Raw genomic sequence first — 15,963 nt, 5'->3', positions numbered from 1 at the left:
GGGGCAGAATGGATAATCAAATAAAAATATTATGTGAGCAAATAAAAGCAGGAAAGATAAATCACCAGGATGCTGCCAAACAATTTATGTTCCTTGAGGCTCAGCGCAAACAGAAAATCATTTCCCAATCTTCTTCTGTCCCCGGGGAAGAGCAGGCAGTGCCGGAAGTTGGCGAAGATTTGCTCCGGGCAAGGACCACAAGTTATTTAAAGACACTGCTGGCAGCGGTTATTAAGCTGTCCGCCCGGCAAATTGAAGCGGATGCTCCCCTCGAAAAGTATGGAGTTGATTCGGTTATGGTCCTTCAATTAACCGGTCAACTGGAAAAGACTTTCGGGACACTACCCAGGACGCTGCTTTTTGAATACCAAAATATTCAGGAACTGAGCAGATATTTTACCGAAAACTATCGGGAACAACTGATAAATATTCTGGGAATTGAGGAAAAAGCGGCGGCATCCCGGCGGAATGTCCCGGAGCCCGCGGCTGCGACGGAAGTCGAAAAATTGGCCTTCCGGGGCCGGCGGCGACTCCGTTTCCCGGCCCCGCCCATTGCTGCGGCGGCGGAACAGGAAATAAGGGCCTTGGATATCGCCATAATTGGTCTGGCCGGACGATATCCCGGGGCGCAAAATATGCAGGAATTCTGGCACAACCTGCGGGACGGCAGGGACTGTATCACTGAAATTCCTCAAGACCGCTGGGACTACGGTTTGTACTTCGATGCCGACAGGGGCAAGGCCGGGAAAAGCTATAGCAAATGGGGCGGCTTCTTAGAAGGTATGGACCGGTTTGATCCTCGCTTCTTTAATATTTCGCCCCGGGAAGCAAAAATTATGGATCCGCAGGAACGTTTGTTCTTGGAATGCGTCTACGAAACTTTGGAAGATGCCGGCTATACCCGCGGCACTCTCGGACAGTGCCGGGGTTTTGATCTGGAAGGCAATGTAGGGGTCTATGCGGGGGTAATGTACGAGGAATACCAGCTTTACGGGGCTCAGGAACAGAGCCGGGGCAGGCCGGTTGCTTTAGCAGGGAGTCCAGCATCAATAGCTAACCGGGTCTCCTATTTTTTTGATTTCCATGGACCCAGTATGGCTGTGGATACCATGTGTTCCTCCTCTTTGACCGCGATTCACCTGGCATGCCAAAGCCTGAGGCAAGGGGAATGCGGGCTGGCCATTGCCGGCGGCGTGAATGTTTCAATACATCCTAACAAATATCTATATCTGGCCCAGGGCCGGTTTATATCGAGCAAAGGGCGCTGCGAAAGTTTTGGGCAAGGGGGCGACGGCTATGTACCGGGAGAAGGCGTAGGCGCGGTACTCTTAAAACCGCTGTCAAAAGCTGTTGCCGACGGGGATCACATTTATGGCGTCATCAAAGGAACGGCCATCAATCATGGGGGAAAAACCAACGGCTACACGGTGCCCAATCCCAACGCCCAGGCCAGTGTTATTGGCAGAGCTTTTGCCAAGGCGGGGATTGATCCCAGGACAATTAGTTATCTGGAGGCCCATGGCACCGGTACATCTCTTGGCGATCCAATCGAAATCGCCGGTTTGACGAAAACCTTCCGGCAATACACCCAAGACAAACAGTTCTGCGCTATCGGATCGGTCAAGTCGAATATCGGACATTGTGAGAGTGCGGCAGGCATTTCGGGAGTAACGAAAGTATTGTTGCAGTTAAAGTACCAACAACTGGCGCCTTCACTCCATTCTCAGACCTTAAATCCCAACATTGATTTCAGTAATACTCCCTTTGTCGTCCAGCAAGAATATGCGGAATGGCAACGGCCATTAATCAATGGCCGGGAAATTCCCCGGCGGGCAGGTGTGAGCAGCTTTGGCGCCGGCGGGTCAAACGCTCATGTGGTGATCGAAGAATACATAACTGAAGATGAACAGCGGCCTTCAATTGCAATCACCACCCAGACGCCGGCAATAATTGTGTTATCAGCAAAGAATGAGGATCAGCTCTATGCCCAGGCGCGGAATATGTTAGCCGCTATCGACGGGCAGCAACTTACCGATGTCAACCTGGCCGATGCGGCGTACACCCTTCAGGTGGGAAGAGAAGCTATGGACGAACGATTGGGTATGATCGTCAAATCCATCAAAGAACTCAGAGAAAAATTGAACAACTTTTTGAACGGCCTGGGGAACAGCCCTGATGGTGTTGAAGAACTGTACCGGGGGCAGGTAAAGCGCAATAAAGAGGCTTTTGCTGTTTTTATTGCCAATGAAGATAATGAAGATATGGTAAAAATGCTGGCGGCAACAGTTGATACCTGGATGGCTAAGGGAAACTATACGGGACTTATAGATATGTGGGTCAGGGGTTTGAATATTGATTGGAATAAACTCTACGGCGGCATCAAGCCCCGGCGAATCAGCCTGCCCACTTATCCTTTTGCCCGAGAACGCTACTGGGCGCCTATGACTGAGAGCAAAGCCGCCGGCAACACAACCGCAAGCCCGGCTGTTGCCGCCCTGGATAAGCCTGCAAGTGAATCCGCGGGTCGAATTCAGCAATCAATAACCTTGTCGTTGCCCGGCGTCTCATCGCCCCGGTCCGGCGATAAGGCTGAATCTATACCCATGACTCGTGTTCCGCCGGCTAAGTCGGCGGAATTATTCCAGGCAGAACTGGCAACAAGCCTGGCCGCGACTTTAGCCATGAAGGTGAGCGATATTGATATAGACGAAAAATTTATTGATATGGGACTGGATTCAATTGTCGGTGTGGAATGGATTCGGGAGATCAATGCAAAGTACAGTACTTCCATTGCGGCAACCAAGGTTTATGACTATCCAACAATTCGTGAATTTGCCGGCTTTCTGCAGCAAGAAGCAAGTGAACCCGACCGTCTAAAGCCGGACATGGAGACTTCGGCGGCGAATTTTACCCCCGCCAAAACGGCCAAAGTGGAACTCCCGCTTCTGGAAGCGGGAGCCGTGGAGTTGGACAAACAAACTTTAAGCAATCCGGCGATTTCAAACCCAAACCGGATTCCCGCGAAAATTACCCTTGAATCCATCCCATTACCATTACCAGCACCGGAAAAAGAGGCGGTGGCTCCACTTCCGGAAGCAAATGAGCGCCCAGGGCAGTTTCATTCATCCGTTGCTTCCATTGCGGCTGAGTCATTTGCGGCTGAGTCATTACAGGCAGAGCTGACAACAATCCTGGCCAGGGTTTTGGACCTGAAGCCCAGTGATGTGGATATAGATGCAAAATTCATTGATATAGGACTGGATTCAATTGTGGGTGTGGAATGGATTCAGGAGATTAATACCCGATTCGGCACCTCAATTATAGCAACTAAGGTCTATGATTATCCAACTGTTCGTGAATTTGCCGGTTTCCTGGAAAAAGAATTAAATAAAGCCGGACAAAGGTTGGATCAAGCTCCGTCGGAATCAAGCCCGGTTCCTTCCCTGCAAGAATTGGTACAACTGGTGCGGCAGGGGGATATAAATATTGAGAAGGCTAACCACATATTCCAAACGATTCAGCTATATGAAACTCATAACTGATAATGACATTATTAGCAGGAGGTTAATATGAATTCAGACGAGATTTTCCGAGCCCTGCAAGCCGGAGAACTAAGTTCGGAAGATGCTGAGAGAGAATTATCAAAAGTGCTCGTTGATAAACAGAAGCAAGCATCAAGCCTTCCTTCGTTGGAGTTGTCCGGAAAAACCCCGGTGGTTGATTTACAGGAAATTGAACCTTGCATTGTTCAATTAACAATGCAGGACCGGATCAATAAAAATACATTTTCCCAGGAATTGATCCGCGGCCTGATCCATTCATTTGAATTAATCCAATCCAATCCAGGTTACAAGGCTGTGATTCTGACCGGATACGACAGCTATTTTGCCGCCGGCGGGACCCGGGAGTCATTACTGTCCATCTACGAAGGCAGGACAAAATTTACCGACAGCAACATCCACAGCCTGGCATTGGACTGCAAGATCCCGGTAATTGCCGCGATGCAAGGCCACGGAATCGGCGCCGGCTGGTCTATGGGAATGTTTTGTGATTTCATAATAATGAGCCGGGAAAGTTTTTATGCCAGCAACTATATGAGTTACGGTTTTACTCCCGGCGCCGGCGCCACCTTAATTTTCCCGGAAAAATTCGGGATTAGTTTAGCCCAGGAAATATTATTTACAGGCAGAAATTTTCGCGGAGCAGAGCTGGAGGCAAAAGGAGTGCCGTTTCCGGTTTTACCAAGAAAAGAAGTATTGCCGTATGCGGTACAATTAGCCCGCAAGTTAGCCGAGTCACCCCGGGAATCGTTAATAGCATTAAAGGATAATATGACGGAAGCTATTAAAAGCCGGTTAGCTGATAAAATTGACAAGGAACTGAAGATGCATGCAATAACATTTGTGAACCAACCGGAAGTAAAAGAAAGAATTCAATCATTATACAATCAGTCAGTAAACCAGGGTGAACCCTTACGGCTAAAACCGGACACGGAAATTCCGGCGAGGGATTCCACCCCTGCCCAAGCGGCTAAAGCGGAACTCCCGCCTCCCGATTCTATTGCCGTTATCGGCATGTCGGGGCAATTTCCCCGGGCAAAAAACTTAGCCGAATTTTGGGACAACCTGGTTCAGGGCAGGGATTGTATTTCCGAAATTCCCGTCGCCCGGTGGTCTATAGACGAGTACTATGATCCGGATCCGAAAGTTCCCGGAAAAACCTCCTCCAAATGGATGGGGGCCTTGGAGGATGCGGATAAGTTTGATCCGCTGTTTTTCAATATATCGCCGGCGGAAGCTGAATTGATGGATCCGCAGCAACGGCTATTTTTGGAAAACTGCTGGCATTGTTTTGAAGATGCCGGTCTGAGTTTTGCTTCATTATCGGGAAGCCGTTGCGGGGTTTTTGTAGGTTGCGGCGCCGGCGACTACGGGCAATTCATAGATCAGGAACAACTAAGCCTGCAAAGCTTTATGGGCGAAGCCATTTCCATTCTAAGCGCCCGGATTTCCTACCTGTTAAATTTAAAAGGGCCGTGTTTGGCTATTGACACTGCTTGCTCATCCTCGTTGGTGGCGGTAGCGGAAGCTTGCAACAGTCTGATATTACAGACCAGTGATTTGGCGTTAGCGGGCGGCGTATATGTGGCGGCAGGGCCGGCCATGCATATCAAGACCAGTAAATCAGGCATGTTATCCCCGGATGGCAAATGCTTCACTTTTGACAATCGCGCCAATGGGTTTGTTCCCGGCGAAGGGGTTGGAGTTATTTTATTAAAACGGTTCTCGGAGGCGGTACGGGATCAGGACCCAATTTACGGAGTAATTCGCGGCTGGGGGATTAATCAGGACGGCAAGACGAATGGTATGACCGCTCCCAGCGCGAATTCGCAAGTTCTCCTGGAGCAGGAGGTGTACCGGAATTTTGGCATTAATCCGGCTACAATTTCCCTGGCGGAAGCTCACGGAACGGGGACAAAGCTGGGTGATCCCATTGAAGTGGAAGCACTTATCGCCGCATTCCGGTCCTTTACCGACAAAAAGAACTATTGCGCCCTGGGATCGGTGAAAAGTAATATCGGGCATTTACTGACAGCGGCGGGAATATCCGGAGTGATTAAAATATTATTGGCCTTGCGGCGCCGGATGCTGCCGCCCACAATTAATTTTGCCGCCTTAAATGAACATATATTTTTAGAAAATAGTCCGTTTTATATCAATACCCAACTGCAGCCATGGGAAGTTTCCCCCGGCATTCCCCGGCGGGCTTGCGTGAGTTCCTTCGGCTTCAGCGGGACTAATGCCCATATTGTTATTGAAGAATATCAACCCGGACCTGATGCGGCTATAACCCCGATACTAACCGGCGCCGATAATCCCATACTGTTTGTACTATCGGCAAAAAGGCCGGAGCAGTTGATAGCCTATGCCGAATGTATGAGGAACTGGATTGAATCACAGGAAGATCTCAACTTGGCGGATATGGCCTACACCTTACAGGTAGGCAGGGAGGCCATGAATAATCGTCTGGCATTCCCGGCAGATTCGCGGGAGGCCTTGCTTAAAGCACTAACGGGGTTTATTGACAACAAGCCGGCGGCGGGAGTACTAACCGGGCAGGCGCCAAAAAGCCAGGCGGGAGTCATGGCCCTGGCAGACGACGAAGACGCTGCATTCCTGCTGCAAACCTGGCTACAAAAAAAGAAACTTAATAAAGTGGCGGAATTATGGGTGAAAGGCTTGAATCCTGACTGGAACCAACTGTACGGCAACCGCAAGCCCCGCCGCATCAGTCTGCCTGCCTATCCTTTTGCCAAAGAACGCTATTGGCTGCCGCCAAGGGATAATATCAGAGCCAGGAAGGAAATGAATCGCCTCAGCCCGGCAATTCATCCGCTGCTGCAGCAAAACACTTCCGATTTGTTCGTGCAGCGGTTTAGTTCGACCTTTACCGGGCAGGAGTTCTTTCTGGCGGATCATATCATAAAAGGTCAGCGGATCCTGCCGGGAGTGGCTTATCTTGAAATTGCCCGCGCCGCAGTAGAAATGGCGGGCGGGGCATTGAAAGAAGGCCGGCCGGGAATTCGCCTTAAAAATGTGGTTTGGACCCGCCCTATTGTTGTATTGGATCAGCCGGTTGAGACGCACATCAGCCTTTATCCCAAAGACAGCGGTGAAATTGACTATGAAATTTATAGCGAGCCGCCGGCAGCGGGCGCAGCGCCGGTAATACACAGCCGGGGCAGGGCCGTACTGAGTACGGCGGAAGAAGTTCCCCAAATTCCAGACTTAGATATTAAGGCTTTACAGGCGGAGTGCAGCCAAAACACTTTTTCGGCTGCTCAATTTTATGAAGCCTTTCGGGCCATAGGGGTCAACCTTGGTCCGGGACTCCAGGGAATCGACAGGATATACGTGGGGGCGGGCCGGGTATTGACGAAACTGTCATTGCCCGCTGCCGTCGCCGGCCTGAAAGATCAATATGTCCTGCATCCCAGCCTGATAGACGGCGCCGTGCAGTCGCCCCTGGGTTTAAGCATGGGTCGCCATAGCAGTCCCATGTTGCCGTTTGCCTTGCAGGAACTGGAAATCCTCGGGGATTTTACGGCGACAATGTGGTCGCTGCTTCGCTACAGTGACGACAACACAGCCGGGGATAAAGTGCATAAATTCGATATTGATTTATGCGACCAGCAGGGAAAGATTTGCGTGCGGCTGAAAGGGCTGTCGTATAAAGTGCTGGAGAGGGAAGAAAGTTCCCTGGCATTGGCGGCAACCGAGGGGGTCCTGATGGTTCAGCCTTGCTGGCAGGAACAGGGAACTATCCAGGGAGCCACAGTGCCTGACTACTATCAGCATTTGGTAATCCTCTGCGAGGCGGATAAAAATACTCAAGACAGCATTGAAAGCCGGCTAAACGAAGTTCGCTGCCTTACCCTGCAATCCAATCCGGAAGATATTGCAGATATTGCGGAAGGATTTCAGACCTGCGCAACCCAGGTATTTAACGAAATCCAAAGCATCATTAAAAGTAAACCCATGGGCAAGGTGTTGCTGCAGATTGTAGTTTCTACCCGGAGCGAACGGCAACTCTGGCGCGGACTTGCCGGACTATTGAAAACCGCTCAACTTGAAAACCCAAAACTTATCGGACAACTGATCGAAGTGGAACCGGGGGAAGATCCGGCAGGAATTATCGAAAAAATAAAGGAAAACAGCAAAAGTCCCCGTAATAATCACATTCGATATCAAAATGGAAAAAGGTGGGTCAGCGGCTGGGGGCAAGTTGAAAATTACCGGCAAGGGACGGGCATTCCCTGGCGGGATCAGGGAATATATCTGCTTACCGGCGGCGCCGGCGGCCTGGGGCTTATTTTTGCCGGCGAAATAGCAGCCAAGGCTAAGAATGTGACCCTAATCCTTACCGGGCGATCGCCCCTTAATAAAAACAAGCAAGCCCAACTTGCGAAACTGCGGGATTTAGGCGCCCGGATCGAATACCGGCAAGTGGATGTAACCGACAAGAAGGCGGTTGCCGGCCTGATCCAAAGCATTCAAGGGGACTACGGGAGCCTCAACGGCATCGTTCATGGCGCCGGGATAATTCGCGACAACTTTATCCTCAGGAAAAGCGAGGCGGAATTGCAGGAAGTCCTGGCGCCTAAGGTCACCGGGCTGGTAAATCTGGATCAGGCCAGCAAGGATCTAAGTCTTGATTTTTTTATTCTTTTTTCCTCGATAGCAGCAAGCTTAGGCAATCCGGGCCAGGCCGATTACGCCACGGCCAATTCTTTTATGGATGCTTATGCCGGCTATCGCAACGAACTGGTGGCGGCGAAACAGCGCCAGGGTCAAACCCTGTCAATCAATTGGCCGCTGTGGCAAGAGGGCGGGATGCATGTTGATGGGGAAACCGAAAAGCTGATGCAGCAAAATTTTGGCATCATTCCCCTCCGGACTTCAACCGGCATTAACGCGTTGTATCAAAGCTTAGCCGCCGGCAGCAACCAGATAATGGTGGTGGCCGGCAATCCTGCCCGCATCAAGCAAAAATTGCTGGTCCAAACAGCGGTTGCCGCACCGGAGCCTAACCAATCCCCGGCTGCCGCCACGCTAACGGGGACGGCTGCAGCCGGCTTGCCGGACAAAGTACAGCTGGCCTTGAGGCAAATTGTATCCAAATTACTCAAGGTTAAGCCCAATAGTATCGAGGCCGACACCAAACTGAGCGAATATGGATTTGATTCCATTACCTTTACTGAATTTGCCAATGAGCTTAATAAAGAATACAGGCTTGAGCTGGCCCCCACCATATTTTTCGAACATTCAACCCTCCATGATTTCACCAGCTATTTGCTGGCGGAACATCAGGCAGCTGTTGCAGTACGGCATACAATATCAGCCGGACTTGAAATACCCATACCCCGGCAAGCCATGGAAGAGGGAACGGGTGTGAACTTGTCAGCTGAAAGGCGGCAGCCGCGGTTGGCGAGACTGCCGGCAGCGTTCCTGCCAAAACCGGATGCAGCAATGCCTGAACCCATTGCGATTGTGGGAATGAGCGGTATATTTCCCCAGGCCCGGGATTTAGATGAATTTTGGCGAAACCTTGCCGAGGGGAAAGCCTGTATTACCGAAATTCCCCCCGGCCGCTGGGATTGGCGGCAATATTACGGTGATCCCAGAAAGGAGACGAATAAAACAAATATCAAATGGGGGGCGTTTATTGACGAAGCCGATAAGTTTGATCCCCTGTTTTTTGGCATTTCACCTAAAGAAGCCCAATTCATGGATCCGCAGCAGCGCCTGTTGATGACCTATGTCTGGAAGGCCGTTGAAGATGCGGGCTATTCGCCCCAAAGCTTGTCAGGGACCAATACCGGCATTTTTGCGGGAACAATATATAGTGGGTATAGCGGCTTGATCTGCCAGGCGAATGCAGCTATTGAAGGATATTTTAACCCTGGGATGGTCCCTTCCGTGGGACCAAATCGAATGAGCTATTTTCTCAATATTCACGGACCCAGCGAACCCATTGAAACCGCCTGTTCCAGTGCGCTGGTGGCCATCCACCGGGCCGTGAACGCCATTGAGAACGGGAACTGTGAAATGGCGATTGCCGGTGGTGTTAATATATTGGTAAGCCCGGAAAGCTATATTAGTTTCAACAAAGCCGGCATGCTCTGTGAAGATGGCAAGTGCAAGCCTTTTTCCAATCAAGCCGACGGCTACGTGCGCGGCGAAGGGGCCGGGATGATTCTCCTGAAAAAATTGCAAGCTGCGGAAAAAGCCGGGGATCATATTTACGGGGTAATCCGCGGCTCAGCCGAGAATCACGGCGGCCGGGCCAATTCCCTGACGGCGCCCAATCCAAAAGCGCAGGCGGCAGTGTTGAAAGCAGCATATGCAAAGGCGGGGATTGATCCGCGGACCGTCAGTTACATTGAAGCCCACGGAACAGGTACGGAACTTGGCGACCCCATTGAAATCAACGCGCTGAAGTCGGCTTTTAAGGATCTCTATCAGGCCGCGGGGAATTCGAGGGTTGCCGGCAGCCACTGCGGGGTGGGTTCGGTAAAAAGCAACATTGGGCATTTGGAAGTTGCCGCCGGCATCGCCGGTGTGATCAAAGTCTTATTGCAACTTAAACATAAAACCCTTGCCAGAAGCCTGCACTGCAGTACCCTTAATCCTTATATTCAGCTTCAGGACAGTCCGTTCTACATCGTCCAGGAAACGAAAGAATGGAAGGCTTTGCAAGATAGTTACGGCCAGGATCTGCCGCGGCGGGCCGGTGTGAGTTCTTTCGGATTTGGCGGTGTCAACGCCCATGTGGTGATTGAGGAATATGTCTCCCGGCAGCAGGAGCGGCCGCAAATTGCGGTTACCGTTCAGGAGCCGGCCATTATCATATTGTCGGCAAAAAATGAGGAACGGCTCTACGCCCAGGCACAGCAGTTATTGACTGCTGTTAAGGAGCGGCAATTGTCCGATGCCGGCTTAGCCGATGTGGCTTACACGCTTCAAGTGGGGCGCGAGGCCATGGAGGAACGCCTGGGCTTGATGGCGGGATCCGGACAAGAACTTGAGGAGAAACTGCAGGCTTATTTAAACGGACAGGATGATATTCCGGATTTATACCGGGGACAGATTAAAGGCAGTAAAGAAGACGTTGGTGCTGTGGCGGCCGGCGCAGACACAGCGGCGACAATTGATGCTTGGATAACGAAACGGGATTATGCCAAACTGCTGGAACGCTGGACTGACGGTTGGAACTTGGACTGGAACAGGTTATACGGAGACATTAAGCCTCGCCGCATTAGTCTCCCAACCTATCCCTTTGCCAGGGAACGCTATTGGATTCCCGCAAGCAACAACCAAACCGACCAAACCAACCAAACCAACCGGGAGGAAACGGCCGGCGTGTCTTGGCCGCGCAATGTTCAATCGGACAATTCGCTCAATTGCCGGCAACCTGACAGGCCTGCGTACCTGCATCCGTTGCTGCATCAGAATACCTCCGACCTCTCAAAGCAGCGATTTAGCACCATTTTTACGGGACAGGAGTTCTTTTTGGCCGACCACATTGTAAAAGAACAGCGGGTTTTACCCGGGGCGGCCTATCTGGAGATGGCGCGAACGGCGGTGGCGTACTCGGCAGGAGTCCGGCAGGAAAAAAGCATTCAACTTAAAAACGTTGTGTGGACACGGCCTATTATCGTGGCTGAGCCAGTGCAGGTACACGTTGAACTTTTTGCTGAGCCCAACGGGGAGATAGTTTATGAAATTTACAGCCGGCCTGAAAAGTCTGACTCAGAGCCGGTATTGCACAGCCAAGGCCGGGCCGGCCTTAGCTCAGTTGACGCAGGGCCAAATTTGGACATAGAATCTTTGCAGTCTAAGTGCAATCAGGCGATCTTCTCAGCCGGTCAATGCTATGAGGCTTTCCGCGCCGTCGGCATTGACTATGGCCCGTCACACCAAGGCGTGGAGAAGATATGGGCGGGACACGGGCAAGTGTTGGCAAAGCTGTCTTTGCCTGCAGCCGTTGCCGATACCAAGGAGCAATTCATCCTGCATCCCAGTTTGCTGGATTCGGCCCTGCAAGCGTCAATCGGCTTAATGCCGGGGTCCGGTAATGCAATACCCTCCGGCGGTGAAGCTCGCCCCCAGCCGTTTTTGCCGTTCGCTTTGCAAAAAATCGAGATAGTCGGCAAATGTACCGCCGTAATGTGGGCCCTGCTTCGCTACAGCCACGGCAGCCAAGCAGGCGGCAATGTTGCGAAGATCGATATTGATTTGTACGATGATCAAGGCAATATCAAGGTGCGGCTGAAAGGGTTGTCATTAAGGGTTTTGGCAGGGGAGAGGGAGGTAAGCTCGCCCCCGGCAGCAATCCCAGGAGTGCAGGTAATCGAAAAAGATCTACTGCGGCAAAAGGCAATAAATTACCTCAAAAAGCAGTTTTCTGCCGTTATTAAGCTGCCGGAGCAGAAGATTGCGGCGGACGCCTCGCTGGAAAAATATGGCGTGGACTCAATCATGGCCATGGAATTGACCAATCAATTAGAAAATATATTCGGCCCGCTATCGAAGACTTTGCTGTTCGAATACCAAAACATTCAAGCCTTGGCGGAATATTTCCTGGCAACCTACCGCGGCAAACTGCTGGAAGTTCTGGGAATGGCGGCAACAACGGCGGCAAGCGCCGATGCTTCCCAGGACACCGGTTTGACGCCGGCGGCGGTACCGGTCAGCGAGCGTCGTGAACGTCCGCGTTTTGCCTCAATTCAGATTGAAGTCCCGGCCCGGAAAGCAACAGACGCATGGGATATCGCAATCATTGGTCTTGCCGGACGGTATCCCGGGGGAGCAACCATACAAGAATTTTGGGGAAATCTTCAAGCCGGCAGGGACTGTATCACCGAAATTCCCCAGGAGCGCTGGAATCACAGATTATTTTTTGATGAAAATAAGAACACACCGGAAAAAACTTATTGCAAGTGGGGTGGCTTTTTAGAGGAAGTGGATCAATTTGATCCCCTGTTCTTCAACATTTCGCCCCGCGAGGCGGAAATAATGGAACCTATGGACCGTCTTTTCCTGGAGACTGTTTGGAATCTGCTGGAAAGCACGGGCTATACCCGTGAGGCTTTGCAACGCCAGTATGAAGCCAAGGTTGGCGTCTATGTCGGCGCCATGTATCAACAGTATCACGCTTTTGATTCGGATATGGTTAAAGAAGCGGCAATTTCTCTGTCTTCCTACAGTTCTATCGCCAACAGAGTTTCCCATTATTTTAATTTCCAGGGCCCCAGTATAGCTATCGATACCATGTGTTCTTCTTCTACCATTGCGATACATATGGCTTGTGAAAGCCTGATGCGGCGGGAGAGCCGGATAGTGATAGCCGGCGGCGTAAACCTTTCCATTCATCCGAAAAAGTACATTGGGTTAAGCCAAAGACAAATGATTGGCAGTCATGTCAATAGCCGAAGTTTTGGTGATGGCGACGGCTATCTGCCGGCGGAATGCGTTGGCGCCGTATTATTGAAACCCCTCCTTGAGGCAATCCAGGACGGGGATACCATTTTAGCTGTTATTAAATCCACAGCCACTAATCATGGCGGACACACCAGCGGAATTACCGTTCCCAATCCCAATGCCCAGGCAAAACTGATTGAAGACAATTTTATAAAATCAGGGATTGATCCCCGGACTATCAGTTATGTGGAAGCGGCCGCCAATGGATCCGCTTTAGGGGATGCGATAGAGATTACGGCGTTGAATAAAGCTTTTCAGAAATTTACAACCGATCAACAATTTTGCCCGATTGGGTCGGTAAAATCCAATATCGGCCACGCCGAAGCCGCTTCGGGAATTACTCAGTTGACTAAGGTTATTTTACAATTGCAGCATCGGCGTTTAGTGCCTTCAATCAAGGCGGAACCGCCAAATCCCAACATAGATTTTAATAATACCCCCTTTTACCTGCAACGGGAACTGCAGGAGTGGCAACGGCCGCTGGTAAAAATAAACGGAGCAGAACGGGAATTTCCCCGGCGGGCAACTGTAAGTTCATTTGGGGCGGGAGGATCAAATGCCCATCTGATTATCGAAGAATACGTGCCGCCGCAGGAAGAACCCGTCCCCATTCAAAATACTCCGGCAATGAAGCCGCAGCTCATTGTCTTCTCGGCGAGAAACCCTGAACGGCTACAGGCAGTTATTGAAAAAATGCTTCATTTTATAGAAGTCCAAAAGGATATTTCCTTACCGGATCTGGCTTATACACTCCAGTTGGGGCGGGAAGCAATGGAATACCGGGTGGCAATGATGGCAAATAGCCGGCAGGAACTGGTCCGGGGAATGAGGGAGTATCTGGCGGCGATCAAAGCAGGACAAGAACTGCCCGCATCTGTGCCTGTTTTCAGCGGCAACACGGAAGAAGATCATTCGGAGATAAGAAGCTTGCTGTCGGGAATAGCCGGCGAGACGTTGCTGCAAGTATTTCTGGTGGAAAAAGATCTCAACAAACTGGCGTTGTATTGGGTAAAGGGAGGAAAGATTCCCTGGGAATCACTGCATGCAGGCGAAAAAGTCCGGAGAATATCCCTACCCACTTATCCTTTCGAAAAACGGCGCTGTTGGCTTGAACCCCATAAACCTCCGTCACCAGGGCAGCAATTCACCTTTGCCAGCCCCGCGGCTGCTGAAGTTATTCCTTCCCAAGAGGTACACAAGGTGATAAATGAGAATGAGGAACCGGCAAGTATGCCAAATGCGGCCGGAACCCAATACACCGGCATTGATAACCTTGATAACCAGGTAGCTAATATCATAGCCAATTTGCTGGGAATGACGGCGGCAGAATTAAATCTTAATAAACCGTTAGATCAATATGGACTTGATTCAATTCAATTTATTTCATTATTTCAGCGGTTGCAATCCCAGATAGATTTATCACTTACCTTGGATAAACTGCGGGAAACTAAAACCGCTCAGGATATTATTGCTGTTTTACGGCCCGAAAAGGGAGACAAACCGGCAGCGCCGGGACAGCAAGCCGTTGTTTCTGTTCTGGCAGCCAGCGAGTTTATTCCTAAAGACTGGTCAAAATTTCCTGAACTCATTCATCTCAATGAGAATTTTAAGGGGCGGCCCGTGTTCTGGATTCATGGAGCAATAGGCGGGGTAGAAACATATCAGGGAATTGCGAGGAAAATCCAACGGCCGTTTTATGGTATTCAAGCCCGGGGCTGGATGACCGACAGGGTTCCATTAAATGGTATTCAAGCGACGGCGGCGTATTATGTCAATATAATACGTTCGGTACAACCGTCAGGCCCTTATGATTTGGGTGGATATTCACTTGGCGGTGCCATAGCATATGAAATCACGCGGCAATTGCAGGAAATGGGAGAAGCCGTTGCCACGCTTGTCATGTTAGATGCATTTGACGGCAGCGGGTTGAGCAAATTTAGCTTTAGTGACCGGGATATACTTTTGCAGACAGTTAATATCGCGTTAATGAACACAATTTTGCAGGAGCCGGAAAAATTTGCCCAAACATTTATTCACCGGGATGAACTAATTTTGACTGGGGATGATAAGGAAGAACTGGTCAAGCAAGTTGTTAAGCTTGCCCAAAAGCGGGGCTTGAAAAAAACAGAAACGCAGCTGTACGCCATGAGTCAAAAAGATTTGGCCATTCGCAGGGCTTATGAAATGGGTAGCTTTTCGGTGTGGCCGCTGCCTGATGCGCAAACGGTAAAGTGCTACTATTTCCGTAATAGGAATGGGTTATTTTACGGAGCATTAGAACCTTATCTTTCCGCTGCCGAAACTTCATTAAATTCATTAACCCATACAAACTACTGGAAAGAATGGGAACGGGAGATGCCCCATTTCTATATGATGGATGTGGATGCTTCCAATCATATGGTGTTGTTATCCGAACCCCAATCCTATGAGCCGATCATGGCACTTTGCGAAAAATTGTATTCGGAAACAGGCATGACCCCAGAGTTTTTTGAGCCATTCTTCCAAAAGCATAAGTCATAAGTCAGCTCCGGACGGCTTTAAATCAGGGGGGACCGAGCGGCAGTATTCCGGGCTGAAAACATAAAAGGCTAAGGATTTTATCGCCAATCCTTAGCCTTTAACTTTGTATTGACAAACAAATGGGATTTGGATATCATTGTAGTCAATAAAACATATAGCTAACTGGATTTTTGTCAAAAGCGATTGAGGGAATGGCTCGATGACACCCGGTAAGCGAAGTTATAAATGCAGCGGTGTAAACCCAACAGGATATCAATCCTGGGAATCGAAGGATGAATGGGATGTTATCCCCTCGGATGAGGGGATTTTCCTTTTACAAATATTACGGAAAAGATGCGGCTTGTTTACTGGCTTCGCCTGTATTTTTTTGTTGAAATAAACAGATATATGCTTGCTTAGA

2 protein-coding genes and 2 pseudogenes are annotated in these 15,963 nt (G+C 50.2%); all 4 read left to right on the top strand.

Features of this window, described 5'->3' with window-relative positions:
* Positions 1-8 precede the first annotated feature (8 nt).
* The 4 genes and pseudogenes from MAMMFC1_RS20340 to MAMMFC1_RS23025 all read left to right on the top strand — a co-directional run bounded on the left by MAMMFC1_RS20340 (position 9) and on the right by MAMMFC1_RS23025 (position 15,563).
* Positions 9-3,542, top strand: coding sequence for a beta-ketoacyl synthase N-terminal-like domain-containing protein (locus tag MAMMFC1_RS20340; RefSeq protein WP_197723858.1), 3,534 nt, complete (start codon positions 9-11; stop codon positions 3,540-3,542).
* A gap of 27 nt (positions 3,543-3,569) precedes the next feature.
* A pseudogene (locus MAMMFC1_RS23035) lies at positions 3,570-10,166 on the top strand (SDR family NAD(P)-dependent oxidoreductase); the annotation flags it as partial.
* A 3-nt stretch (positions 10,167-10,169) separates the two neighbouring features.
* Positions 10,170-10,604, top strand: a pseudogene (locus tag MAMMFC1_RS23030) (KS-MAT linker domain-containing protein); the annotation flags it as partial.
* A 75-nt stretch (positions 10,605-10,679) separates the two neighbouring features.
* On the top strand, positions 10,680-15,563 hold the full coding sequence (locus MAMMFC1_RS23025) for a beta-ketoacyl synthase N-terminal-like domain-containing protein (protein WP_456299291.1): 4,884 nt from the start codon (positions 10,680-10,682) through the stop codon (positions 15,561-15,563).
* Positions 15,564-15,963: the final 400 nt, after the last annotated feature.

It is taken from the genome of Methylomusa anaerophila, from assembly GCF_003966895.1.
GTDB lineage: Bacteria > Bacillota > Negativicutes > Sporomusales > Sporomusaceae > Methylomusa > Methylomusa anaerophila.
The sequence above is the reverse complement of the archived record's forward strand: the minus strand, read 5'-3'. Positions and strand labels throughout refer to the sequence as shown.